This window comes from Tuberibacillus sp. Marseille-P3662, from assembly GCF_900178005.1.
In the GTDB taxonomy this organism is placed as follows: Bacteria; Bacillota; Bacilli; order Bacillales; family Sporolactobacillaceae; genus Marseille-P3662.
The window spans coordinates 318,832-342,388 of record NZ_FXBS01000005.1; the positions used below are offsets into that span (position 1 = coordinate 318,832).

At 44.9% G+C, this 23,557-nt stretch carries 27 protein-coding genes; 22 read left to right on the forward strand and 5 right to left on the reverse strand.

Going from position 1 to position 23,557, the window contains the following annotated elements:
* Nucleotides 1–43: 43 nt before the first annotated feature.
* From B9Y89_RS07655 to rbsK, 11 genes are all read left to right on the forward strand, one after another.
* Nucleotides 44–1,657: a gamma-glutamyltransferase family protein gene (locus tag B9Y89_RS07655; protein WP_085522645.1), complete on the forward strand. Its 1,614-nt coding sequence runs from the start codon at nucleotides 44–46 to the stop codon at nucleotides 1,655–1,657.
* Between the two features lie 33 nt (nucleotides 1,658–1,690).
* Complete coding sequence (locus B9Y89_RS07660) at nucleotides 1,691–2,260, forward strand: chromate transporter (protein ID WP_085522646.1); 570 nt, start codon at nucleotides 1,691–1,693, stop codon at nucleotides 2,258–2,260.
* The gene (locus tag B9Y89_RS07665; protein WP_085522647.1) at nucleotides 2,257–2,790 is read left to right on the forward strand and encodes a chromate transporter; all 534 of its coding nucleotides are present in this window, start codon (nucleotides 2,257–2,259) and stop codon (nucleotides 2,788–2,790) included. Before B9Y89_RS07660 ends, B9Y89_RS07665 begins: the two co-directional genes overlap by 4 nt.
* Nucleotides 2,791–3,389: 599 nt before the next feature.
* Nucleotides 3,390–3,659, forward strand: a complete 270-nt coding sequence (spoIIID, locus tag B9Y89_RS07670) for a sporulation transcriptional regulator SpoIIID (RefSeq protein WP_085522648.1) — start codon at nucleotides 3,390–3,392, stop codon at nucleotides 3,657–3,659.
* 202 nt (nucleotides 3,660–3,861) lie between these two features.
* On the forward strand, nucleotides 3,862–4,863 hold the full coding sequence (locus tag B9Y89_RS07675) for a rod shape-determining protein (protein ID WP_085522649.1): 1,002 nt from the start codon (nucleotides 3,862–3,864) through the stop codon (nucleotides 4,861–4,863).
* Between the two features lie 75 nt (nucleotides 4,864–4,938).
* Nucleotides 4,939–5,748 carry a flagellar hook-basal body protein gene (locus B9Y89_RS07680; RefSeq protein WP_085522650.1) on the forward strand — a complete coding sequence of 270 codons (810 nt, stop codon included), beginning with the start codon at nucleotides 4,939–4,941 and terminating at the stop codon, nucleotides 5,746–5,748.
* A gap of 12 nt (nucleotides 5,749–5,760) precedes the next feature.
* Nucleotides 5,761–6,603 (forward strand): flagellar hook-basal body protein, encoded by an 843-nt coding sequence (locus tag B9Y89_RS07685; RefSeq protein ID WP_085522651.1) that lies wholly within the window; start codon nucleotides 5,761–5,763, stop codon nucleotides 6,601–6,603.
* Nucleotides 6,604–6,621: 18 nt separating this feature from the next.
* Entirely contained in the window at nucleotides 6,622–7,038 is a 417-nt protein-coding gene (locus B9Y89_RS19335) for a DNA-directed RNA polymerase subunit beta (RefSeq protein WP_254901208.1), read from the forward strand.
* 47 nt (nucleotides 7,039–7,085) lie between these two features.
* Nucleotides 7,086–7,523 carry a 3-hydroxyacyl-ACP dehydratase FabZ gene (fabZ, locus tag B9Y89_RS07695; RefSeq protein WP_085522652.1) on the forward strand — a complete coding sequence of 146 codons (438 nt, stop codon included), beginning with the start codon at nucleotides 7,086–7,088 and terminating at the stop codon, nucleotides 7,521–7,523.
* 221 nt (nucleotides 7,524–7,744) lie between these two features.
* Nucleotides 7,745–8,047: a hypothetical protein gene (locus B9Y89_RS07700; RefSeq protein ID WP_085522653.1), complete on the forward strand. Its 303-nt coding sequence runs from the start codon at nucleotides 7,745–7,747 to the stop codon at nucleotides 8,045–8,047.
* 85 nt (nucleotides 8,048–8,132) lie between these two features.
* Nucleotides 8,133–9,014: a ribokinase gene (rbsK, locus tag B9Y89_RS07705; RefSeq protein WP_254901209.1), complete on the forward strand. Its 882-nt coding sequence runs from the start codon at nucleotides 8,133–8,135 to the stop codon at nucleotides 9,012–9,014.
* 392 nt (nucleotides 9,015–9,406) lie between these two features.
* Here rbsK and B9Y89_RS07710 read toward each other — a convergent pair whose 3' ends face one another.
* Nucleotides 9,407–9,841 carry a GNAT family N-acetyltransferase gene (locus B9Y89_RS07710; RefSeq protein ID WP_254901210.1) on the reverse strand — a complete coding sequence of 145 codons (435 nt, stop codon included), beginning with the start codon at nucleotides 9,839–9,841 and terminating at the stop codon, nucleotides 9,407–9,409.
* Nucleotides 9,842–10,165: 324 nt separating this feature from the next.
* On the opposite strand from B9Y89_RS07710, the gene B9Y89_RS07715 reads away from it, so the two are divergent.
* Together B9Y89_RS07715 and B9Y89_RS07720 are read left to right on the forward strand one after the other, a co-directional pair.
* Nucleotides 10,166–11,065, forward strand: coding sequence for an ABC transporter ATP-binding protein (locus B9Y89_RS07715; RefSeq protein WP_085522654.1), 900 nt, complete (start codon nucleotides 10,166–10,168; stop codon nucleotides 11,063–11,065).
* Nucleotides 11,058–12,302, forward strand: a complete 1,245-nt coding sequence (locus B9Y89_RS07720; protein WP_085522655.1) for an ABC transporter permease — start codon at nucleotides 11,058–11,060, stop codon at nucleotides 12,300–12,302. Before B9Y89_RS07715 ends, B9Y89_RS07720 begins: the two co-directional genes overlap by 8 nt.
* A gap of 297 nt (nucleotides 12,303–12,599) precedes the next feature.
* Here the strand turns inward: B9Y89_RS07720 and B9Y89_RS07725 are convergent, their stop codons facing one another.
* Nucleotides 12,600–13,649: an asparaginase gene (locus B9Y89_RS07725; RefSeq protein WP_085522796.1), complete on the reverse strand. Its 1,050-nt coding sequence runs from the start codon at nucleotides 13,647–13,649 to the stop codon at nucleotides 12,600–12,602.
* A gap of 102 nt (nucleotides 13,650–13,751) precedes the next feature.
* On the opposite strand from B9Y89_RS07725, the gene B9Y89_RS07730 reads away from it, so the two are divergent.
* On the forward strand, nucleotides 13,752–13,967 hold the full coding sequence (locus tag B9Y89_RS07730) for a helix-turn-helix transcriptional regulator (RefSeq protein ID WP_441351467.1): 216 nt from the start codon (nucleotides 13,752–13,754) through the stop codon (nucleotides 13,965–13,967).
* The gene (locus tag B9Y89_RS07735) at nucleotides 13,954–14,391 is read left to right on the forward strand and encodes a hypothetical protein (protein ID WP_085522657.1); all 438 of its coding nucleotides are present in this window, start codon (nucleotides 13,954–13,956) and stop codon (nucleotides 14,389–14,391) included. The genes B9Y89_RS07730 and B9Y89_RS07735 overlap by 14 nt, the downstream gene beginning before the upstream one ends.
* A gap of 453 nt (nucleotides 14,392–14,844) precedes the next feature.
* Here B9Y89_RS07735 and B9Y89_RS07740 read toward each other — a convergent pair whose 3' ends face one another.
* Genes B9Y89_RS07740 through B9Y89_RS07750 form a run of 3 tightly spaced genes read right to left on the reverse strand, consistent with a single transcriptional unit; the run spans nucleotide 14,845 to nucleotide 17,438 of the window.
* Entirely contained in the window at nucleotides 14,845–15,888 is a 1,044-nt protein-coding gene (locus B9Y89_RS07740; protein WP_254901212.1) for an aliphatic sulfonate ABC transporter substrate-binding protein, read from the reverse strand.
* 22 nt (nucleotides 15,889–15,910) lie between these two features.
* Nucleotides 15,911–16,666, reverse strand: a complete 756-nt coding sequence (locus B9Y89_RS07745) for an ABC transporter permease (RefSeq protein ID WP_085522658.1) — start codon at nucleotides 16,664–16,666, stop codon at nucleotides 15,911–15,913.
* The gene (locus tag B9Y89_RS07750) at nucleotides 16,650–17,438 is read right to left on the reverse strand and encodes an ABC transporter ATP-binding protein (protein ID WP_085522659.1); all 789 of its coding nucleotides are present in this window, start codon (nucleotides 17,436–17,438) and stop codon (nucleotides 16,650–16,652) included. The genes B9Y89_RS07745 and B9Y89_RS07750 overlap by 17 nt, the downstream gene beginning before the upstream one ends.
* Before the next feature lie 175 nt (nucleotides 17,439–17,613).
* Here B9Y89_RS07750 and B9Y89_RS07755 point away from each other — a divergent pair, with 175 nt between their 5' ends.
* The 7 genes from B9Y89_RS07755 to B9Y89_RS07785 all read left to right on the forward strand — a co-directional run bounded on the left by B9Y89_RS07755 (nucleotide 17,614) and on the right by B9Y89_RS07785 (nucleotide 23,544).
* Nucleotides 17,614–18,624, forward strand: coding sequence for a DUF3231 family protein (locus tag B9Y89_RS07755; protein WP_085522660.1), 1,011 nt, complete (start codon nucleotides 17,614–17,616; stop codon nucleotides 18,622–18,624).
* 258 nt (nucleotides 18,625–18,882) lie between these two features.
* Entirely contained in the window at nucleotides 18,883–19,173 is a 291-nt protein-coding gene (locus B9Y89_RS07760; protein ID WP_085522661.1) for a hypothetical protein, read from the forward strand.
* 164 nt (nucleotides 19,174–19,337) lie between these two features.
* Nucleotides 19,338–20,087, forward strand: coding sequence for a YveK family protein (locus B9Y89_RS07765; RefSeq protein WP_085522662.1), 750 nt, complete (start codon nucleotides 19,338–19,340; stop codon nucleotides 20,085–20,087).
* The gene (locus B9Y89_RS07770) at nucleotides 20,068–20,787 is read left to right on the forward strand and encodes a CpsD/CapB family tyrosine-protein kinase (protein WP_441351468.1); all 720 of its coding nucleotides are present in this window, start codon (nucleotides 20,068–20,070) and stop codon (nucleotides 20,785–20,787) included. The genes B9Y89_RS07765 and B9Y89_RS07770 overlap by 20 nt, the downstream gene beginning before the upstream one ends.
* A 108-nt stretch (nucleotides 20,788–20,895) precedes the next feature.
* Nucleotides 20,896–21,663: a tyrosine-protein phosphatase gene (locus tag B9Y89_RS07775; protein ID WP_085522663.1), complete on the forward strand. Its 768-nt coding sequence runs from the start codon at nucleotides 20,896–20,898 to the stop codon at nucleotides 21,661–21,663.
* Nucleotides 21,664–21,977: 314 nt separating this feature from the next.
* A complete protein-coding gene (gene galU / locus B9Y89_RS07780) occupies nucleotides 21,978–22,856 on the forward strand; it encodes a UTP--glucose-1-phosphate uridylyltransferase GalU (protein ID WP_085522799.1) in 879 nt (292 codons plus the stop codon).
* Nucleotides 22,857–22,863: 7 nt separating this feature from the next.
* Nucleotides 22,864–23,544 carry a sugar transferase gene (locus tag B9Y89_RS07785; RefSeq protein ID WP_085522664.1) on the forward strand — a complete coding sequence of 227 codons (681 nt, stop codon included), beginning with the start codon at nucleotides 22,864–22,866 and terminating at the stop codon, nucleotides 23,542–23,544.
* The last annotated feature ends 13 nt before the right edge of the window (nucleotides 23,545–23,557 follow it).

A 23,557-nucleotide genomic window follows, 5' to 3' on the forward strand; every position in this document is an offset into this window, starting at 1 on the left:
CTGTTAAGCTGAGTATATTGAATACAACTAGGGAGGGACAACCATGATGCCGTATGATCCAAATTATCAACCTTATTATTCGAAAAGACAGTCCGTTTATAGTAAAAATGGCATGGTTGCAACATCGCAACCACTGGCGGCACAGGCCGGTCTGGAGATATTAAAACAAGGCGGCAATGCGGTGGATGCTGCCATTGCAACAGCGGCTTGTTTGACGGTCGTTGAACCGACATCAAACGGTATCGGGAGTGACGCGTTTGCTCTCGTCTGGATGAACGGGGAACTGCATGGCCTTAATGCAAGCGGGCCTGCGCCGCAGAAACTATCTATTAATGCTGTTAAAGAGCGCGGTCATGATACGATACCGACCCATGGTCTGACGCCGGTAACGGTTCCCGGGGCGCCGGCGGCATGGGTAGAATGTTCGCGCCGCTTCGGTCAACTGCCATTTAAAGATGTATTAGCGCCCGCAATTAAGCATGCGGAAGAAGGTTATCCGCTGTCACCCGTGCTGGCCAAGTTTTGGCAACGCGCCTATCAATCTTTTAAAGAGAAACTGACCGATGAGGCTTTCCAAAATTGGTTTGCGACCTTTGCTCCAGATGGTCGCGCGCCGCAAGCGGGTGAACTTTGGCAGTCACAGGATCATGCCCGCACCCTCCAGGCGATTGCTGACACGCAGGGTGAGGCTTTTTATAAAGGGGAACTCGCGGATGCTATTGATGCCTTTTCAAAACAGCATGATGGTTTTATTCGCAAAGAGGATTTAATGAACTATCAACCGGAGTGGGTCGATCCGATTTCGGTGAACTATCATGGCTATGACGTTTGGGAGATTCCGCCGAACGGACAAGGTTTGATCGCGCTGCTTGGGTTGAATATCTTAGACGGTCTAACATTTAATGAAAAAGATTCTGTTGATACCTATCATAAGCAAATTGAGGCGCTGAAGCTAGCATTCGCAGACGGTCAGAAATATATTACTGAAGCGTCGCATATGAGTGCGTCGCTAGAAGGATTGTTATCAAAAGCCTATGCAGAAAAACGCCGCTCGGCTATTGGTGAGCAGGCAATGCAGCCGGAACCTGGTGAGCCGCCTAAAGGCGGCACGGTTTATTTGGCTGCGGCTGATGCTGATGGTAACATGGTGTCGTTCATCCAGAGTAATTATATGGGCTTTGGTTCCGGGATTGTTGTACCAGGAACAGGTATTGCCCTGCAAAATAGAGGGCACAACTTCTCAATGGATCCTTCCCACGACAATTGTTTGGCACCTGGGAAACGGACGTATCATACCATCATTCCTGGATTTCTGACAAAGGATGGTGAAGCTGTCGGGCCGTTTGGTGTCATGGGAGGATTTATGCAGCCGCAGGGACACATGCAAGTGCTCATGAATACGATCGATTTTCACTTGAATCCGCAAGCAGCCTTAGATGCGCCGAGATGGCAATGGATGAAAGATAAGCAAGTGTTTGTTGAGCATGGTTTTCCGCACCACCTCGCGCAGGCACTGGCGGATAAAGGACATGATATTCAGTATGCCTTGGAACCTAATACCTTTGGCCGCGGGCAAATCATTTGGCGTGATCCGGAAACAGGTGTGTTAAACGGCGGTACAGAATTTAGAACTGATGGAGGGGTCGCTGCATGGTAACACAATATTTGACATCAAGAGAGTTTGAGTCCCATGCGCCTCTATAATCTGTTTATGGCATTTTTGCGGGTTGGTTTGTTGGGATATGGCGGTGGTCCGGGTTCAATCCCGCTTATTCATAAAGAAGTGGTCGACAAATATGAGTGGATGACCGATGATGAATTCGGCGATGTCCTCGCCTTGGCAAATACTTTGCCAGGGCCGATTGCGACGAAGATGGCCGGCTATATCGGTTGGATGGTTGCTAAGACGTGGGGGATGGTCGTCGGCGTCTTGGCGACCATCGTCCCGACGATTTTATTAATGATCTTGTTATTAACTTTTCTTGCCGCATTTCAAGAGCAACCTTGGGTGCAAGGGATGACCCATGCCGTCATTCCGGTCGTCGGGGTCATGTTGGCCGTATTAACATGGCAGTTTTTACAAAAAGCAGGCCAAGGTCTCGGCTGGATCAAATGCTTAATCTTGGCTGTTGTAGCCCTGTTACTGATCAAAATGTTAGGGCTTCATCCTGCCATCATCATTGGAGCAACGCTATTATATGTTCTTATTAAGCCTAGTCAGTCGAAAAAGTCCAGTGATGAAAGGGGTGAGACGGGATGAATCTGTGGCACATTTTTCTCGCGTTTTTCATTCCTGGAATCCTTGGTTATGGCGGCGGGCCGGCGTCGATTCCTTTAGTCGAAAATGAAGTCGCCAACACTTACGGATGGATGAATGTTAGTGAATTCAGCCGTGTCTTGGCTTTGGGTAATTCACTACCCGGTCCGATTGCAACGAAATTGGCCGGCTATATCGGCTTCGCTGAAGGCGGCATTTTGGGTGGGCTGGTTGCGATCATCGCGACTGTCGGCCCTTCATTGATTTTGATGATTGCGTTAATGAGGCTGCTCTACAAATATAAGGACTCCCCGAAAGTCAAACAACTGACATTGCTGATCCGTCCAACCATCGCTGTGTTATTAGGGTTGATGGCGTATCAATTTTTTCAAGAATCCATAGGTTCGGCGGGTTGGATACAGACAGGCATTCTCATTGTCGCCTCCTACCTTTTGTTAGAACGCCTCCGCGTTCATCCCGCCTTCGTCATTGCCGGCGCGCTTGCCTACGGCGCTTTATTTCTAGGTGCATAAGAGACAAAATTAAGGACTGCCGAGGTGGCAGTCCTTTTTTGTGGACATTGAGAAGATGCTCATTGTTTCCTGAAAACCGCTCATCTTTCGTGAAAACCGCTCAATTTTTCGAGTGAACCGCTCATCTTCTGTGAAAAGCGCTCATTTTCCATGTGAACCGCTCATCTTTCGTGAAAACCGCTCAATTTTTCGAGTGAACCGCTCATCTTCTGTGAAAAGCGCTCATTTTCCATGTGAACCGCTCATCTTCTGTGAAAAGCGCTCATTTTCCATGTGAACCGCTCATCTTTCATGAAAAGCGCTCATTTTCCATGTGAACCGCTCATCTTTCATGAAAACCGCTCATTTTTCAGCAAAGTTACCCATCTCATCCTCCGAATCCGGTCACAGATACCCCTCAATCCTCGCCTGTCCATCGTCTGAGTTAAATAAAAATTATGCAAAACCCCTTGTCCTTCTTGACTTTTTGGCATATAACCCAAACCTGTTTAATAAAATGTTACAAACTCACACAAATGGTTATGAGGTGTGGTGTCGTTATGAAGCATCACAAATAATTCTCATATCGCATGTTTTATCTTTTTTGGGAGGCGAGTGGTGTGCACGATTACATCAAAGAAAGAACGATCAAGATTGGAAGGCATATCGTCGAGACGAAGAAAACAGTGCGAGTCGTAGCCAAAGAGTTCGGTGTTTCTAAGAGCACCGTCCACAAAGATTTAACAGAAAGGCTGCCCATCATCAATCCTGAACTATCGAATGAAGTTCAAACAGTATTAAGCTATCACAAGTCCATTCGGCATCTCCGAGGAGGAGAAGCGACTCGTACCAAGTACCATAATGACTCTGAAGAACCGGTGAAAAACTAATCGCTAATACAACATGAATCCAAGACACCGGCCGTCGATCGACCACACAATCTCCCATATAAACGCTCCAGGAATTTATACGACATGATTCGATTTTTCTTTTATAAAATGCACCCTGTAAGCCAAAAATGTGTTAGAATAGTTAGATGAAAAAGTCGACGTATGTTGAATTTTAATGCATTTGTTTACAGGGAGGATCCTTATGTTTTCAAGGGATATTGGCATAGACCTTGGTACAGCGAATATATTAATGTATGTTAAAGGCCGCGGAATCGTGTTAAACGAACCATCCGTAGTTGCAATTGATAAAAGGACAAACAAACCGCTAGAAGTCGGTGAAGCTGCCCGGCGCATGGTTGGTCGTACGCCGGGTAACATTGTTGCCATCCGTCCACTAAAAGACGGTGTCATTGCCGATTTTGAAATTACTGAAGTGATGCTCAAATACTTTATTGACAAAATTAAAGTCAAAGGATTTATGACTAAGCCGCGCATCCTTATTTGTACTCCGACGAACATCACATCGGTTGAACAAAAAGCGATACGAGAAGCAGCGGAAAAAAGCGGCGGAAAACATATCTTTTTAGAAGAAGAACCGAAAGTAGCGGCGATTGGTGCCGGTATGGATATTTTTCAGCCAAGCGGTAACATGGTGATTGATATAGGCGGTGGCACAACCGATATTGCTGTCTTGTCGATGGGTGATATTGTCACCGCCTCCACTATCAAAATGGCCGGGGACTCATTTGATACAGAAATCCTTAATTACATTAAGAAAAAGTACAAGCTACTGATTGGTGAACGGACCTCAGAAGATATTAAAACGACTGTTGCGACGGTTTATAAAGGGTCTCGTGACGAGGAGATTACCATTCGCGGTCGTGATATGGTCAGCGGTCTACCGAAAACCATTACCATTAACTCTGAAGAAATCCGTGAATCCCTTCAAGAGCCAACTGATAACATTGTCCAAGCAGCAAAAAATGTGTTGGAACGGACACCGCCTGAATTATCCGCCGACATTATTGACCGCGGTATTATTTTAACCGGCGGTGGTGCCCTGCTTGATGGCATTGATCAGTTGCTCTCCGAAGAGCTCAAAGTCCCTGTTGTTATTGCTGAGGATCCTTTGGCCTGCGTTGCTGAAGGGACTGGACGGATGCTTGATCACTTGGACAAGTTACCCAAGAAAAAATTAAGCTAATCCTTTTGCACTCGTTGATCAAGGTATGATCCACCCACTTGCCTTAACCGAATCTTTTTAAAAGGGGCTACTCGGATGTTTAGAGGATTTTATACAGCGGCTTCCGGCATGATGACCCAAAGCCGCCGAACCGATGTCTTAACGAATAACATTGCCAATAAAAATACGCCAGGTTATAAGGCTGATCAGACGGCGACCAAGTCGTTTCCCAATTACTTAATTGAACGTCTCCAAAAAGGGAACAGCGAAAATTTGGGCCGCCTTTCGTCAGGTGCCTATGTTCAGGAGACGGTCCCTGACTTTACTTCCGGATCGCTAAAGGAAACAAACCGGTCAACGGATTTGGCGTTAATGGGTAACAATATCCCCGGTGATGCTGACACCGGTCGTCCGGGCGCTGTCTTTTTTACTGTCGAAGGATCGGACGGAAATCGTCGTTATACGAGAAATGGTCAATTGACCCTGGATGGGACAGGCCAGTTGACGACAGCTAAAGGTCAGCCTGTGCTCGGTACCAATGGACAACCGATTCAACTAGCTTCCCAGAATTTCAATGTTGATGCGAGCGGACGTGTGTTTGAAGAGGGTCAATTTACAGGACGCCAGGTTCAAGTGGCTTATGCAGCCAATCCTTATGATTTGGTGAAAGACGGCAGCGGGTTGTATCATCTTGAAGGTGATGGATTATTACCGCAAGCCAACAATAATGACAATATTTCATTTAATATCAAACAAGGATTTTTGGAGCAATCTAATGTTGCCTTAGAAGAATCAATGACGAACCTTTCGAATTCGTATCGATTATTTGAAGCGAATCAAAAAATATTAAAAGCTTATGACCGCAGCATGCAACTTGCCGCAACAAAAGTCGGTCGTTTGGGATAAGGGGGACAGGCCATGACAAACCGGGCGATGATTAATGCCGCTGTGACAATGGGCCAACTGCAAAAAGGTCTGGATGTGACGGCAGATAATATCAGTAATGTGAACACATATGGTTATAAGAGCCGCGGTACCTCCTTCAACAGTTTGCTGTTCCAAGAGCAAAACAATTTGCCCAGCGAAGACAACACGGACGAAGACCGGCTAACACCTGATGGTCTAAGATTGGGAACGGGTGCCCAATTATCAGCGACACCGATGGATACAAAGCAAGGCGGATTGCAAGAGACTGGACGGACACTGGATTTTGCTTTGACGCAACCGAACACGTTTTTTAAAGTCCAAGTGGCTGATGAAGGCGGTGCACCGTCTGTTCAATATACGCGCAATGGTACGTTTTATTTACAACCTGACAATGATTCGGATCAAATGAATCTCGTGACATCAGAAGGCCATGCTGTCTTAGATGCGGATAATCAGCCGATTCAAGTGAATCAGAACTTCAAATCATTGAATGTTGACGGGACGGGCAATATGGAAGTCGAGTACCCTCAAGGAACGGCACAATTAGGTCAGCTGGGGTTGACGGATGTGACCCGCCCACAATTGTTAGTAGGACAAGGCAATGGGCGTTATACGTTTGATGGGTTGGCAGCACGCGGCCTTAATTTGGCCGATGTCAGCAATCAGTATAATAGTGGGGAATCGGTGGTCCGTCAGGGCTCCCTCGAACAGTCCAATGTTGACTTAACCGAAGCGATGACAGACTTGACCACTATGCAGCGTTCCTATCAATTTAATGCCCGCTCCATCCGTGTTCACGATCAGATGATGGGGCTTGTGAATTCAATCAGGTAGAAAGAAAGGCGTTCAGTTATGGATCAGACCAGAGAGCAAAGAAAAGCCAAACAACCAGAAGAACAGGCCGCTAAGCAGATGGAAAATGATCAGGCCGTTAATCAGGAACAAGAGAATCAAACACGTGAAGGCTGGTTCCGGAAATGGAAAGGCTGGTTTCAGAAATGGCTTCATCGTCGCAAGAAAGAAGAGATGCCTGATACGGAACCGGGTTCTAGGGAAGCGAAACGCCAACAGGAAAAACAACAGAAAAAACGGTACCGTCTCCGTCTCATGCCTGTTTGGCTCCGGGTCGTTGTTCTACTGCTCTTATGTATCTTTGCACTGGTCGTCGGTACCATGATTGGCTTTGGTGTCATCGGCGGCGGACAAGCCTTCGATGTGTTTCACAAAGAAACATGGCAACACATTTATGACATTATTTATAAAGATTAAGGGGGAGCTAACCTCCCACCGTAATACTGTGTTAAAGGACGGATACTATGCTCACCATTGAAGAGATCAAGGATATCATTCCACATCGTTATCCATTCTTGCTCATTGATCGCGTCTTAGAAGTCGAAGAAGGCCAGCGGGCAGTTGGTTTGAAAAACGTCACGGGTAATGAAGACTTTTTCAACGGCCATTTTCCCGACTATCCTGTTATGCCAGGGGTTCTCATCGTCGAAGCCCTGGCTCAAGTTGGCGCTGTTGCTATGTTGAAGCAAGAGGACAACCGTGGCCGCTTGGCGTTTTTTACCGGCATTGACAAGTGCCGTTTTAAGCGTCAAGTCAAACCCGGCGATCAGCTCAAATTGGAAGTCGAAATGACTCGCGTGCGCGGCAAGGTCGGCAAAGGTAAAGGGATTGCCACTGTTGACGGTGAAGTCGCTGCAGAAGCAGAGATCATGTTTGCTTTAGGTGACAAAGACGAATCATGAAGCGAAGTATATCATTGATATAGGGAGTGTTCCGTAAGTGAGATGACGGAGCACTCTTTTTTTGCTTTTTACCAATAGCATCCCCTGTTGTCCACAGCTTTTAATATCAGATTACCAATGTTACATTTTCATAAAATTTAAGCATTTGTGGATTCCAGTCCTTTACAAGAGTCTTTTATATTAGTAAAATAATACCAACATCTACGTTGGGGTGTGGCCATATGTCTGGATTTTTTGAGCAAATGAGCTCAGCAATTATGACCTACATATATTTGGTATTCCCAATTGCAGCTTTTATTTTGGGTCTTTTGGGCTACTTGTTAACGAAGACGCTTTGGATTGGGTCTTTATTCACATTATTGGCAAGCACAGCGCTGTTCACTTTGTATTCAGTGAAAGTTGATAATGGGTATTATCTTCCTTACTATTTAATTATATTTTACGGATGTTTGTCTTTGGGCGCTTCTATATTGATTCAATGGATCATTGAAAGACCCAATAAAGAAAAGTCTCGAGACATTTAAAAGTCGGCACAATGATTAGGATCAACGCAATGATATATGGCTACACTTAGAGGAGCTGGTGCATTCATCAAAGGAGTTGAACAATGTGAATCCTAAAGTGACTGTGATTGGAAGTATGAATATGGATCTTGTTGCGGAAACGGAGCGTCGACCTGAACCGGGTGAGACGGTTCTTGGCGAGCAGTTTACCATGAATCCAGGTGGTAAAGGTTTCAATCAAGCGGTTGCTGCCGCCCGGCTAGGCGCTGATGTTCAGATGATCGGCAGGGTAGGTGACGACGCTTTTGGCCGTGAGATCATCAGCCATCTTGCTAAAGAGGGGATGTCTACAAACCATGTGGAACAGGTCACAGACACCTCGACCGGAACAGCGACCATTGTTGTGTCAGAGGGGGAGAACAATATTGTCGTTGTTCCTGGAGCGAATCACCGCCTATCCCCGGAAGACCTAGAAAACGTTGAACCGACCATCGCAGACAGTGATATCGTGCTTTTGCAATTAGAAACTCCGATGGACACCGTCACAGCGGCGGCCCGAGTCGCCCGGCGTCATCATGTGCCAGTGATCCTGAATCCAGCCCCTTATCAAGCTTTGCCAACAGCATTGGTTCATCAGATTGACTATCTAACGCCAAATGAACATGAACACCGCTTGATGCATCATGATGCGCTTTTAGATCACTTTGACAATCCGCTCATCGTGACAAAGGGAAGCGCCGGAACCGATGTTTATAATCATGGAAAAGGCAGTACTGTTCAAGGTTATACCGTCGACCCGATTGATACGACCGGCGCCGGGGATGCCTTTAATGGCGGGTTAGCTGCCCGCTTAGCTAGCGGTTCCTCACTAACGGAGGCTGTACGTTATGCGAATGCCGTAGGTGCAAGAGCCGTGACGAAGTTAGGTGCTCAGTCTGGAATGCCCACACATCAAGAAGTCTTACAACTTATGGATGAAATGGATTAGAAGGGTTGTAAAAGGCCGCGTGAGAGTTCTGTAACATCCTGACCAAGACCAACAATATTCACCTCCGCAGAAACCTCATTTTTAAAATCTCATAATGATTATAAGATGGGGGCTGGGATGTCAGTTCCCATTTTTTGTATGAATGTAGCTTGCGATGAAGATACTGCAAGCAACCCTTCGACTCCACCAATGCCGGCTCTACCGTTCCAGTTTGGGGTTAGACCGTTCCAAAAGAATATCTGACCGTTCCAAATGATCGGTTAACCGTTCCAAAATCGCTACTGACCGTTCCAATTTATCTATCAACCATTCCATTGCTTTAAAGATTAGGAAAAAACCATTCCCTTTTAGAGGGGGGTTTTACTATTTTTAACTATCGCTCCAGTCTGCAGTTAAAAGCCCGTAAACAATTTGGTCTTCGTAATGATCATATAACCATTCTGCCTGTCTGATTCTTCCTTCTTCTGAAAATCCTTACCGAGCCAATAGCCTAATTCTCCTACGCTGTTCATTTTATCAATGTCATTAAAACCTATGGTACCCGCGATTCTTCCTTTATATATAATAGCAAACCACTGAGGGTATCCGCCGCTTTCTACTAATCCTTCAATTCTCATTTTTAAACTTTCGCCTGCATCTTCTTCGCTTTTGATAGAATCGACCCAAGTCATCCATCTTTTTAAGTGTAACTTTGAATGAATTAATAAATTATAAAATTCCTCAGTATCGTCCTGGGTAAACAATCTTAAAGCAACGTCTTCATCAATTATATGTTTGAACATATCTTTTCCTCCTGCAAGTGTTAATAAAAGTCTAGTTGCTGTCATAGGCTTACCTCTCTTCGCGGGAAGTAAGTCTAAAAGTAGACCAATTGCGTGCTTCATTGTAACATAAATTTCCGATAATTATATGAAGTTTAAATATTGACTTAAATAAGGGTCTGACCCCCACCGCGTTAACGCTTTAGCAGAGCGGGGGTCAGACCCCAAATAAATTTACATAATTATTTCGATTGGGGAATCTTTTGCCTAAGTTCACCCGTAGTATATATTGCCATTGTAAATGGGCTGTTTGCCTATCTTATAATCAAGGAATCAGCCTATGCGCTTAAATATAAATGTGTTTTACTAAAAAATTGAAGGGGTGGGGTTATGACATTACAGATTAATGATGTCGTCAAGACTTTCGGCGATTTTACGGCCGTTAATCACATCAATCTGGAAATACCGGAAAAACAAATGTTTGGTTTGCTCGGTTCTAATGGTGCCGGCAAGACGACCACATTTCGCATGATTCTTGGGTTGCTTGAGCCGACTGAAGGAACGATCACATGGCAAGGGGAGCCGATCAATTACGCGACCAGTGACGTGATTGGCTATCTTCCTGAGGAGCGCGGGTTGTACCCGAAGCTCAAAGTCCGCGACCAGATGCTGTATCTCGGTCGGCTGCGCGGTATGAAAAAAGGAGACATTCTGGAAGAACTGGCGAAGTGGCTCGACCAATTTGGTGTGCCTGAATACATGGATAAAAAAGTGGAAGAGCTATCGAAAGGCAATCAGCAAAAAATCCAGTTCATCGCAGCGGTCATCCACCGGCCGAAGCTGCTCATTTTAGATGAGCCTTTCAGCGGTCTTGATCCGGTCAATGTAGAAGTCTTGAAATCGGCGGTTGTGTCGCTCAAAGAACAAGGGACGTCGATACTCTTTTCCAGTCACAGGATGGAGCATGTTGAGGAATTGTGCGAGCATGTCTGCATTTTGTACCGGGGTGAACCTGTGGTACACGGGGCATTAACAGAGATCAAGCGATCATTTGGTAAGAAAAATGTCGTCGTACATGCTGATTTTGATTTGAGTGATTTAGAGCAAGTACCAGGCGTTGTGACCTTTCGCAAAACATCACAAGGCGCGGAGATGGTCGTTGACGATGAAGCGGCATCGCAGGCTATTTTTAACGAAGTGTCCGGAAAAGGATTCGTTAGTAAATTTGAGCTTGAAGAACCTTCGTTGAATGATATTTTCATAGAGAAAGTGGGTGAAGCGTATGCGTAAATTTTGGACGGTTTTTTGTCATACTTATCTTAGTAAGCTTAGGGCGAAATCGTTTATTATTATTACAATCCTAACCGCCTTCCTTATTGTCGGACTCGTTAACCTGCAAAATATTATCAACATGTTTGATAACCAAGAGGCGGATAAGGTCGCGGTGATTGATGAGACAGGTCAATTCTATCAACCGTTGGCGGCCCAAATCGAGAAGTCGGCTGATGATCTCAAAGTCGTTCGTTATGATAAGGATGAAGCAGCCGCTGAAAAAGCTGTTGCGGACGATGAATTTGCTGGCTATCTTTTGCTGAATGCGGGAAGCGAAGGGTTACCGGAAGCTACCTATAAGTCAGAAAAAGTGTCCGGCGGTAACATTCCGAAGCAATTACAGCAAGCGCTCCAACAAGTTAAAGTTGGTGTCGCCACACAACAACTGAATATAAGTCCGGACGCGCTTGCCAAAATCTCTCAACCGGTGACTTTCGAACAAGTCGCCCTGGATCAAGGGACAAAGTCAGCCAAAGAATTAAGTCAAGCGCGCACGCTCGTCTATGCGTTGCTATTTGTCTTACTTATGTCAGTCACTTTTTATGGCAGTCTTATTGCCACTGATGTCGCAACGGAAAAATCATCGCGGGTGATGGAGATTATGATTTCCAGCGTCTCACCTGTGAAGCAAATGTTCGGCAAGATTTTAGGTCTCGCATTGTTATGTCTGACGCAATTTAGCGTGTGGATTGTTGTCGGTTATTTTGCCCTGAAATCAGCCGGGAACGACAGCGGTGCAGGTGCCGGATTTTTCTCAGGCCTGTCATTAGCATCGATTCCGGTATCAACCATAGTGTATGCGCTCGTTTTCTTCATTCTCGGGTACCTAATATTCTCGACGTTGCTCGCGATGCTGGGATCACTCGTCAGCCGTGTGGAAGACACGCAACAAATGATGGCCCCGGTATATATACTGATTTTCATCGGATTTTACAGCGCCATCTTCGGACTGGGCGCACCTGAATCCATGTTCATCACCGTAATGTCATTCATCCCATTCTTCTCACCGATGATCATGTTCCTGCGCGTCGGCCTGGTGGCTGTCCCATTCTGGCAAGTGGCGGTCAGCATCGGACTGCTCGTGCTCACGATTGCCATCTTACTCGTCATCGGCGCCCGGGTCTACCGCGGCGGCGTGCTCATGTACGGCAAAGCCTCATTCAAGAGCATTAAGCAAGCTTTTTCACTGAGATAAAAAAAGGGTCTAAAAAGGGGTCAGACCCTTAAAGGAACATCATTTCTTCAACGATTTTGCCACCTTATAGTTAATTGATTTTAGAAGACAGGCATATTGTAATAGATCTAGGTAATAAAATAAAAAGAACGTCGATGCGCAAACATCGACGTTCGGTACAGTTACCCGCAGAGTATGCGGTGGCATTTTCGGAAAAAGTAATCCTCTTCCTAGCCGCAGGGAGGTTTACTTTTTTTATCTATGAGGAAAATTAACGTCGCAAAACTGATCGTATGGGAACGTATGTTTTGAAAGAAATTAACCCCTCACAACTGTCTCCCCAACCGGTTCGCCGCTGTCATTACGAATAACAGGTGAGCGGAGACTGCGCAGCCGATCTATTGTCGCCTGATTATCATAGGCGATCTCCTCAAGTAACGAGGCAACGAGCAGAGGCCAAACCTCTTCTGAACCACTCAACACTTTTAACGCAAAACTAACCCTTTCTTTTCGCAGAGCAAAGCAATAAACGCCCTGTGCGCCACCCTTGGCAATAATATTGTCATCATGCAGTAAAGCCGCACAAATAAACTGATGGGAAGCGATGATTTCAGGTTGACCATTCATTACGCGGCCAATTGTTCCGACGGCTGAAGCGGTCGCTTCATCTTGAATCAAATCAGGACAAGCCAACTTCAAATAGGATAACGCCATATTTTTTAACGGAACGGCGTGGACAGGGACGCCGCAACCGTCTTTGCCTGATTGAATGTCCGCGACACGAGTCTCCGATAGTTCGGAAACGAGGCGAAGAATCTCTTGTTGGAGCGGATGATTCAGATCCTGATAACGATCCATACCCCAGTCAAAAGCCCGAGATGCTGCCAAGAAACCCAAATGCTTTCCCGAACAATTATGATAGAGTTTCCGCTTCGGTTGTTGGTGCCATAAACAATTGTGTCTCGGCTGCCTATTCAATGGATAAGCTTCACCGCAAATCAAAGCCTCCTCATCAATGCCGAGCTTTTCAATCAAGGATGCCAACGCCTCCTGATGATAGACTTCGCCGCGATGTGAAGCTGTAAACAAAGCTGCCTCTCTCTCCGACAATCCGTAATCCTCTATAACACCCGAGCGAAACGCCGGGATTGCTTGAATCGGTTTCATCGCCGACCGGTAAAATGTTGGATGAGACACATCCCCGCGTTTAAAGATGCTCTTCCCCTGATCATTCACCGCGCACACGATACTCGGATGCACATTTTCCAGCGTTCCGCCACGATAGTCTTCCACTGTGATCGGTTGATTCAAAATTAACACCCTTCCACTATGTAAAATCCCTAACCTTAGACTATCGTAATTTTGCATGATCTGCATCTGTGGTCTGACCCCTGTAATAGGTCCATGTAAATTATATATTGCATTATGTCAGTTATATGTTACTATAATGATGAGAGGAGGTTCTCTCACGTGAATAATAAGGTCAAGGTCGCGCGCGTCGCAGCGGATCTCACGCAACAACAACTTGCTGAAAAAATCGGTATCACACGCCAAACAATCAGCTTAATTGAAAAAGGTAAATACAACCCAACGCTGAATTTGTGTTTGGCGATTTGCCACGCCGTTGGCAAAACACTGGATGACCTATTCTGGGTCGACGAGGAGGAGCATCGTGAAAAAGATTAAAGACGAACGATTGATATTAAAAAATCTCAAAAACATCCGCATTGCCTTTGTGTTTCAAAGCTTGGGACTGATGGCGATTATATTATACAATTTTATTTTTCGAGATATAAATCCCGGGGAAAGCCCGGTATTCTTTCTCCTTATTTTAACGGGCGTCCTTGTGAATTTTTTGAATCTCAGCATTTCCATCGATCATGAAGAACCCAAGCAAAAGGAACATAGCTTGCTAGCTTCATACAAGCGAAACTTACTGATCGCCCTTGTGATCGGTGTCGTATTTACATTCATTTATTTGTTAGCATCGCCTGAACGTGCCGCATGGGAAGCCATTCTGTTCGGCGCTATCTTTTGGATTTGTTTTTCCGCGACATTCACGATAGGGTATGTCATGAAAAAACGCCGCTGGGACGATGATGAAGGATGAATCAGTTGTGGAGAGGTTTCTACAAATTAAGTGAGCTTGCTTGGGGAAATCAGCTTAATGATGAGAGAAAGTCGTTTAGTTATGAGCGAAAATCGTAGATTATGAGCGAAGGTGGCTCAGTTATGAGCGGAAATAGCTGATTATGAGCGCAAGCAGCACGATTATGAGCGGAAATAGCTGATTATGAGCGCAAGCAGCACGATTATGAGCGGAAATAGCTGATTATGAGCGAAAACCGCAGATTATGAGCGAAACCCATCCATTATAATGATATCATCATTTGATCTTACTTAGATTTGGCGGGATGACGAAAACTGGACCACAATACAAGGTACCTGACACCGTACAAACAAAAAACGCCTTTATTCCTAAGAGTAGAAATAAAGGCGTTTCCTTCCTTCGTTACTTTTATCGCGTTAATACTTTATCAGAGGGGGGTCAGAACCCTCATGATCACTTAATAAAATCCCTCTTAACAAGGCCTTCGAGATCTGGCTTCTCATCAAGGAATTTCAGGTCGTAGGAAGCATCGGCGAATGATTGTAGATCACTGGTTTTGACATCGTAAGTGAAGTCGATGCGATCCCACGCGTTATCAACGACTGACTGAGATAGCTTTTGATCGGTGATTTCTTTGATTTTGTTGATCGCGATGGTCTTGGCTTCGTCAGGGTTATCTTGAATAAACTTGGTTGCTTTTTTATGAGCATCCACTAATTTTTGGACGAAGTCAGGATTGTTTTTCGCAAGATCCTGGGATGTTACATATACAGCGGCCGGCAGCGTCTTACCAAAAGCCACATCTTTGGTATCGACAAGGACTTTGCCGTTGCCTTTTTCTTCAATGACCGATGCCCATGGTTCAGGTACCGTTGCGACGTCGACTTGCTTCGAGGCGAAAAGGGATGAGTAGGTTGCCGGCTTCCCGGTAACATGCTTCATCTCACCGTCGATTCGTTCCGATGTGATGCCGTATTCGCGTTTCATAAGTGTTTCGAACTGCACATCATGCGTGCATCCGACTCTTGGAGATACAAATGTTTTCCCCTTTAAGTCTTCCGGTGACTCAATGCCGGATCCATTCCGTTTCATAATCACGGTGCCGCCGGTCGATCCCGCCGCGACAACATTTATATCGGCGCCGCTGACATAGTGGTTCATGGCGGGTCCTGGTCCGACGAGGCCACCCTGAATTTCTCCTGTTTCAAGGGCGGTCATGAAGGCCGAACCGTCAGGGAAATATTTAAAACTGACCTTCGTGCCATCAGGTAACGCTTGTTTGTACATTTCCTTTTTCTCGGCAACCATGCCTGCGACGTGGTTAATATTTGGGAAATAGCCGATCACAACCTCATCAGGCGTTGATCCCGATGATCCTTCACTGTTAGAAGAGTCTTCTGAACTTCCGCAGCCCGCAAGGACCGAGCCAAATACTAATATGAACATTAATGATAAAATTTTCCGCGATATTCCCCGCGATGTTCTCATTGTCTTCATCACTTTCAATCCTTTCCATTGATTATTTAGACATGCCCCAGCGTTTCATCACTTTTTGCTCTAATTTATAGAAAAACAGTTGATCAACAATGGAGCCGATCACACCAATAATAATGATAATACCAATGACTAACTCCATTTTCGCAAAGTCCCGGGCGTAACTCAGGGAATACCCAAGTCCCGGACCGTTGCTGAGCAACTCGCCGGCCATTAACGCCCGCCAGCTAAATGCCCATGCAAGACGAATGCCGCTCATGAAATAAGGGAGGCTCGCCGGTACTTCCACCTTGAAGAATAGTGCCAAACCTTTATATCCCATCGTTCTCGCGGCCTGAATATATTGACGCGGGACATTATGAACCGCGGTCCGGACGTTCAAGGCCATGACAAACGTTCCGCCTAGGACAACGACAAAAATGACGGCCGATTCGTTCAGACCAATGAGCATGATCGCTAACGGTACCCAGACAATACTCGGAATACTTTGCAAGGAAATCAAATACATACCGGCTGTTTCATTGGCGTGTCTTGACTTGCCAAGCAGCACACCGATGAGCGTACCAATGATAATAGCCAGACTCATACCGATGAGTAAATGTTTAAAACTCGCACCCAGGGCTTTCACTAAATCCCCTGACTTAAAACCATCATAAAGGGCGGTGAAGACGGTAGCCGGCGACGGAAATTGGATTTCAGGATAGATGCCGAGTGAGAATATCAGCTGCCAAATGCCAAGAACAACAACAATGAACAGAATACGTTTAAGGGCGACTGTCATAATTTAACTCTTCCTCTAACACTTTATTAATCTCAGTTTCTAGCAGCCCCATAATATCTTTCTCCATCGCAATCATCCTTTCGTCGTCCCGCTCTCTGGGCCTAGGAATGTCTACTTGATAATCGGCGATCACCCGGCCTGGCTTCGTCCCCATGACCACGACACGATCAGACAGTTTTATCGCTTCATTAATACTATGAGTGACAAAAAGAATCGTCTTTTTCGTTTCCGCCCAAATTTTCATCAGTTCATCATGAAGGATGTGCCGCGTTTGTTCATCTAGCGCCCCGAACGGTTCATCCATCAATAACACTTTAGGATCCATAGCTAAAGCACGAGCGATCGCCACTCTTTGCTGCATGCCGCCTGACAATTCATGCGGATAAGCATCGGTGAAGCGGCTCAGGTGCACCATCTTTAAATGTTTTAAAGCCATTTCTTCACTTTCTCGCTTGCCATGCATGGGCTTCAGCGGGAACATGACATTCTCTTTGACACTTAGCCACGGGAATAAGGCCGGTTGTTGAAAGACCATGCCACGTTCGACACCGGGTCCAGAGATCGGCTCCTCCTCGAGGGTGAGTGTGCCCGATGTCGGCGCCTCAAGACCAGCGACCATCGAAAGCAATGTTGATTTCCCGCAACCTGATGGCCCCAATATTGAAACGAATTCATTTTGTTCCACAGATAAATCAATATTTGAGAACACAGTAAGGGTTTGTTGATCCTTTTGTGGAAATGTTTTGGTTAAATCAGACGCTTGTAAAAACATTGGAGTCGTCATCCTTTAAATATGTGAATTCCTATAAACTTAGTGAGGTTTAATATCATATTATAGTCTAACAGGTCAACGGTTGTTAAGCAATCAATGATTTTTAGGTCTGATGCACCAATAATACTTTCCCAATTGGGTAATCTAAGAAAAAATGGTAACGGAGGTATAATTGATGACACAGAAGCGTCCATTAACAGCATCGGAAAAGGCTAATCTTTGGGTCTCATATCAGAATGATACGATGGCTATGTGTGGCATTGAGTACTTTTTGTCTAATGTTGAAGACAAAGCAATTCATTCCTTGCTGCAGTATGCTCTGAGCATTTCGCGGCAGCATATTCGCAGAGTCAAACATATATTTACGCAGGAGGAATTTCCGATACCTGTCGGATTCACCAAGCAGGACGTTAATCTGGATGCGCCGCGCTTATTTTCAGATAAATTGTATTTATATTATTTAGTCAATATGGGTAAATTCGGCCTATCCTCATATAGCCTGGCGCTGTCTCTGGCCTCTCGTCAGGATGTCATCGATTATTACTCCGATTGTCTGGAACAGACGAAGAAGCTTCACAATCGTGGGAAAAAGTTAGCCATGGAAAAAGGGGTGTTTCAAGAGGCACCATCTATACCCAATCCCGAGCAAGTTGATTTTGTTAAAAAACAAAGTTTCCTCGCCGGATGGATAGGTGAGCAAAGGCCCCTTTTGGCTATAGAAATAGCTAATCTCGTCTATAACGCCAAACGGAATACATTGGGCGAAGCCTTGATTACCGGGTTTGCCCAGGTGGCTAGAGACAAAGCAGTTATTAAGTATTTTAAGCAAGGACGAGAACTCGCCAATAGACATCTTGAAACGTTTAGTTCGCTGTTGAAGAAGGATAGTCTTTCCACAGTGGATCATTTATCAGACGAGGTGACAGATTCAACGAACTCACCTTTTTCGGACAAACTGATGATGTATCATGTCTCGACTTTGATTGCGTCTGGTATTGGACAATACGGTGTTGCCATGGCAGCAAGCCCAAGACATGACTTGAGTGTCCATTACGCTCGCCTGACAGCCGAGATTACGAAATATGCGAACGATGGCGCCAATATCATGATTAACTATGGATGGATGGAGCAGCCACCTGAGGCTCCCAATCGTAAGGAACTCGTGAAAAAGCAAGAGAAAGAATAAGTTATCGACAAATTCTGATGTTTGGCGTCGAACCATTTAACACTGAATCATCGATCAGCTATCCACTTTTCCGGTCAGCCGACATGTTATACTCAAGATATAGAAGATCACAGTGAGGTGTGACGGACAGTTACATAAATTTTATGTCCAAATATTGTCGAATCGGTTAAATTCAATCAGGAATTATGATATAGTTGAAAAGTCCTATCGACTTACAAAAAACGTCAATTCTAATCGAATAGCAAAGGTGGAATCATTATGCCGCTGTTTTCTTTCTATATTGAGTATGAAGACCGGGTCCAATATCATAATCCCAACCGTCAGCCCGAGGCTGTGATTAACGCAGCGAATGTCTATGAAGCCGTACATAGCTTTGGCAAGAAACAGAAATTAAAATTGTCCAACTATGAACCCTTGCAAAAGGTCGGGTACCGGGCTTACTACGTTCGGAAACGGTTGTTGAAGAAGGAAGAAAATTTTATCTATCTCATCGAACAAGCTGATGAAGAAGAAGATGCGTTATCCCGGGTCAACCGGTGGCGAACTTAGCACAATGCAGTCGTGGGCCAATGAGTATAGTGACACAAAACCCTAAGTTTAATCTGTTTTCGATAAAAATTTACAGAAGTCTACACTTAGCACCTGGGTGATATGTTATAATCGTCAGGAAATTCTATTTATCTATCCACTATCAGCCCATCCAGGAGGATTCTATGGAAGAAACAATCAGTCTGCGCGAGATATTCGCAACACTTCGTAAGCGATTGAAGTTGATCGTTTTGATCACATTGGTTGCGGTACTCGTGAGCGCAGTTGCCACCTATTTCTTTATGACGCCGAAGTACCAAGCGTCTTCACAGATTCTAGTTAACCAATCATCTAACCAGAAGCAAGGTTTAGATATGAATCAAGTCCAGACGAACGTTAAGCTCATCAATACTTATAGTGTGATTGTTAAAAGTCCGAAAGTGCTTGAACAAGTGATTCAAGATCTTGATTTGGACTACACACCAAGCCAGCTCAAAAGTCTATTAACGGTCAATAGTTCACAAGATTCACAAGTGTTCAATGTGGCGATCGAACAACAAGATCCTGAACAAGCTGCGGCGATCGTCAATAAGGTCGGGGAAGTGTTCCAGGCAAAAATTCCACAGCTCTTGAACGTTGATAATGTCAATATTCTCTCAGCGGCAGAAGTTCCGGATGACCCGCAGCCCGTTAGTCCGAAGCCGATGCTGAATATGGCGATTGCCTTTGTTGTTGGTCTCATGGTGTCTGTCGGTCTCGCCTTCTTGCTTGAATACATGAATACAACGATTAAGACGGAAGAAGATATCCAGGAAGTGCTCGACACGCCGGTGCTGGGTGTGGTCTCGCGGATCGGCTCCCAGGATCTAAAGCAAACGCAGACCTTAACACAAGCTAGTCAGCAATCGAAGAGGGGTGAAGGCTTTGAAGCGTAATAAGAAGAATCGTCATCAGATTTTTAATATGAAGCAGCGCAGTCTCGTGACGCACGCGAATCCAAAGTCACCCATTGCTGAGCAGTTCCGAACGATCCGGACGAACATTGATTTTGCCAGTCCTGATATCGATGTGCAAACGATCATGGTGACCTCGACCGGTCCATCTGAAGGGAAATCAACGACTGCCGCTAATCTTGCAGCTGTGATTGCCCAACAAGGCAAGCGGGTCCTTATCGTTGATGCTGACCTGCGGAAGCCAACCAGTCACTACACCTTTATGTTAGGGAACCGCAACGGTATGACCAATGTGTTAACCCGGCAATCGACACTCGAGGAAGAAGTGGAACAGACACATATTGACAATCTCTATGCTTTGACGAGCGGTCCTGTACCGCCCAATCCTTCAGAACTGCTTGGTTCAAAAGCCATGACAGATCTGATGCAAGTCTTTAAGCAACAATTCGACGTCATTGTGTTTGATACACCTCCAGTTATGGCGGTGACGGATGCCCAAGTGGTGGCCAACCTTTGTGACGGCACAATTTTGGTGGTTAGAAGTGAACAAACCGACCGTGAAGAAGCCGTTCGCTCGAAGGATCTGCTAAATAAAAGCGGCGCTAACTTACTTGGGGTAGTTCTGAATGATCAGCCACGGTCGAAGAAAGACAGTTACTACTATTATTACGGCCAGTCATAGATTGTTAGTTAAAAAGAACTAGTCAGTTTGTTCATGTTGTGTTAAAATTTTTAATAGGAAAACATTGTCATATCATGACACCTATTGTTGAAAAAGGATGATCGACACATGATTGACATCCACAGTCACATACTGCCGAATGTTGATGACGGTGCGGAAACAGATACGGTGGCTCTAGCGATGGCGCAAGCCGCCATCCAAGAAGGCATCACACACATTGTCGCCACGCCGCATCATATGAATCGTCATTATGACAATCCGAAAGCGGAAGTTCTCAATAAAGTGGATCGCTTGAATGAGCGACTCCAAGAAGCGGGTATTCCGTTAACGGTGCTCCCCGGTCAAGAAATTCGCGTGTTCGGTGAATTTCTCGAAGCCTATGAATCTGGGGATCTATTAACCGTTGACAACCAGGATCAATATGTATTAATCGAATTCCCGACGGGTCATGTCCCGCGCTACGCTGAACAGCTCGTCTACGACCTGCAGATAGCCGGACTTACACCAGTGATTGTTCATCCCGAACGGAATAACCGGATCATCCAAGACCCAGACGTGTTATATAACCTGATTGCGGGCGGCGCGGTATCTCAAGTGACCGCAGCCAGCTTAACGGGTCAATTCGGACGTAAACTGAAAAAGTTCTCGTTCGATCTCGTTGAGCACCAGCTGACTCATATTATTGCGTCCGACGCACACAACACAACCACGCGCGCGTTCCACATGCGATCCGCGTTTGAAGCGCTAGAGGATGCATATGGTGCCAGTGTCCGGTATATATTTGAGGAAAACAGTCAGCGCCTCGTCGAAGGCAACATGATTAACCAAGAACCACCGTCGCCCGTGAAGACGAAAAAATTTCTCGGATTATTTTAAGCAAAGTTGTGAACATGGTTGGGGCATAAGCGCCGAACCTTGTTCAGTTACGGCTTGACACTAGCTCTAAAGTCATAGGTGATGTTTCCTAACCTTTATCAATGGAGACACTCGGCTACGCTGTGGGTGGCAAGCGAACTTGCCCCTTAGACGCTTGTCGTCAATAGCGCGGTGTGAGGATGGGTTAGATGCCCGATGATTTACATAACCAAAGTATTCAATTATTCGATAATAACTTTGGCTTTGTTGACCGCACGGCTCATGGTAAATGTAGCCAAGGTTGTTATGTAGAACAAATAGTAGGAGGACTTAAGATGAGCAAAGTTAGAAAAGCGATTATCCCTGCAGCTGGACTAGGAACAAGATTTTTACCCGCAACGAAAGCTATGCCGAAAGAAATGCTGCCGATCGTAGACAAACCAACGATCCAATATATTGTCGAGGAAGCGGTCCAAGCTGGCATTGAAGACATCATCATTGTGACCGGTAAAGGCAAACGTGCGATTGAAGATCACTTCGATAATAACTTCGAGCTCGAAGATAATCTGATTAAGAAAGAAAAATTCGAGCTACTTGAAAAAGCCCAACAACCGTCTAAAGTGGACATCCACTACATCAGACAAAAGGAACCCAAAGGCCTCGGTCACGCGGTTTGGTGCGCTCGTAAATTTATTGGCGATGAGCCGTTTGCGGTCCTTCTCGGTGACGACATCGTGCAATCGGACAACCCATGCATTGGACAACTTATTGAACAATACGAACAAACTGGATCATCCGTTATCGGCGTTCAAGAAGTGCCGGATGATCAGACTCATCGTTACGGTATTATTGATCCTGAATCCCAGGATGGGAGCTTATATAAAGTTAATAACTTTATTGAAAAGCCTAAAGAAAACGCGCCTTCTAACTTAGCCATTATGGGCCGTTATGTGCTATCTCCAGAGATTTTCACTTACCTTGATAAACAAGAACTTGGTGCAGGCGGCGAGGTTCAACTCACAGATGCCATTCAATATGTCAATGAGTTAGAGAATGTCTTTGCGTATGACTTTGAAGGTGATCGGTATGATGTTGGTGAGAAATTGGGATTTGTTAAAACAACGATAGAAATGGCTGCTGCAAGAGAGGATATGCGTGAGGAGATTTTAGCATTTCTAGAAGAAATGAAACAGAAAGATTTAGTTAAGGGGTGATATATTGATGGACGACAATAACACCGCTGAATTAAATCAAAGTTATACTAGCGTAGAAGTGAATTCCCCTTCAGCTACATTCTTTTTCATGAAAAGGACAATAGACATTATAGGGGCTATTGTTGGATTAATATTATCTTCCCCCATTTTCTTGGTTATCTCAATTTTTTACGCTTTTGGTGAAAATAAAGGTCCTGTTTTATTCACTCAACAAAGAGTAGGCCGAAGTGGTAAGATGTTTAAAATCTATAAGTTCAGATCAATGGTTGTCGATGCGGATAAAAGGCTAAAAGAAAATAAAGTACTCTATCAAAAATATATTAAAAATAATTATAAACTTGAACCAGAAGAAGATCCTAGAATAACAAAGTTAGGTCAATATATAAGAAAAACGAGTATTGATGAAATACCCCAATTTATTAATCTTCTAAAAGGAGACATGAGTTTAATAGGCCCTAGGCCTGTTGTAGAAGAAGAACTTTTAGAATATGGAAATAAAAAAATGCTTTTTGTTTCGGTTAAACCAGGATTAACAGGATATTGGCAAGTTAGTGGTAGAAGTTCTGTTGGATACCCTGAAAGGGTTAACCTAGAATTATATTATGTATATAACCAATCTATTAGAATGGATTCGAGAATATTTATACTTACTTTTTTAACTGTTTTTAGTAAAAGGGGAGCCTTTTAAATTAATTCTTTTT

Bases quoted from the DNA above. Each gene is read 5' to 3' on its own strand.
- B9Y89_RS07655 (WP_085522645.1), top strand. From the start codon at position 44: ATGATGCCGTATGATCCAAATTATCAACCTTATTATTCGAAAAGACAG.
- B9Y89_RS07660 (WP_085522646.1), top strand. From the start codon at position 1,691: ATGCGCCTCTATAATCTGTTTATGGCATTTTTGCGGGTTGGTTTGTTG.
- B9Y89_RS07665 (WP_085522647.1), top strand. From the start codon at position 2,257: ATGAATCTGTGGCACATTTTTCTCGCGTTTTTCATTCCTGGAATCCTT.
- B9Y89_RS07675 (WP_085522649.1), top strand. From the start codon at position 3,862: ATGTTTTCAAGGGATATTGGCATAGACCTTGGTACAGCGAATATATTA.
- B9Y89_RS07680 (WP_085522650.1), top strand. From the start codon at position 4,939: ATGTTTAGAGGATTTTATACAGCGGCTTCCGGCATGATGACCCAAAGC.
- B9Y89_RS07685 (WP_085522651.1), top strand. From the start codon at position 5,761: ATGACAAACCGGGCGATGATTAATGCCGCTGTGACAATGGGCCAACTG.
- B9Y89_RS19335 (WP_254901208.1), top strand. From the start codon at position 6,622: ATGGATCAGACCAGAGAGCAAAGAAAAGCCAAACAACCAGAAGAACAG.
- fabZ (WP_085522652.1), top strand. From the start codon at position 7,086: ATGCTCACCATTGAAGAGATCAAGGATATCATTCCACATCGTTATCCA.
- B9Y89_RS07700 (WP_085522653.1), top strand. From the start codon at position 7,745: ATGTCTGGATTTTTTGAGCAAATGAGCTCAGCAATTATGACCTACATA.
- B9Y89_RS07710 (WP_254901210.1), bottom strand. From the start codon at position 9,841: ATGACAGCAACTAGACTTTTATTAACACTTGCAGGAGGAAAAGATATG.
- B9Y89_RS07715 (WP_085522654.1), top strand. From the start codon at position 10,166: ATGACATTACAGATTAATGATGTCGTCAAGACTTTCGGCGATTTTACG.
- B9Y89_RS07720 (WP_085522655.1), top strand. From the start codon at position 11,058: ATGCGTAAATTTTGGACGGTTTTTTGTCATACTTATCTTAGTAAGCTT.
- B9Y89_RS07725 (WP_085522796.1), bottom strand. From the start codon at position 13,649: ATGCAAAATTACGATAGTCTAAGGTTAGGGATTTTACATAGTGGAAGG.
- B9Y89_RS07740 (WP_254901212.1), bottom strand. From the start codon at position 15,888: ATGAAGACAATGAGAACATCGCGGGGAATATCGCGGAAAATTTTATCA.
- B9Y89_RS07745 (WP_085522658.1), bottom strand. From the start codon at position 16,666: ATGACAGTCGCCCTTAAACGTATTCTGTTCATTGTTGTTGTTCTTGGC.
- B9Y89_RS07750 (WP_085522659.1), bottom strand. From the start codon at position 17,438: ATGTTTTTACAAGCGTCTGATTTAACCAAAACATTTCCACAAAAGGAT.
- B9Y89_RS07755 (WP_085522660.1), top strand. From the start codon at position 17,614: ATGACACAGAAGCGTCCATTAACAGCATCGGAAAAGGCTAATCTTTGG.
- B9Y89_RS07760 (WP_085522661.1), top strand. From the start codon at position 18,883: ATGCCGCTGTTTTCTTTCTATATTGAGTATGAAGACCGGGTCCAATAT.
- B9Y89_RS07765 (WP_085522662.1), top strand. From the start codon at position 19,338: ATGGAAGAAACAATCAGTCTGCGCGAGATATTCGCAACACTTCGTAAG.
- B9Y89_RS07775 (WP_085522663.1), top strand. From the start codon at position 20,896: ATGATTGACATCCACAGTCACATACTGCCGAATGTTGATGACGGTGCG.
- galU (WP_085522799.1), top strand. From the start codon at position 21,978: ATGAGCAAAGTTAGAAAAGCGATTATCCCTGCAGCTGGACTAGGAACA.
- B9Y89_RS07785 (WP_085522664.1), top strand. From the start codon at position 22,864: ATGGACGACAATAACACCGCTGAATTAAATCAAAGTTATACTAGCGTA.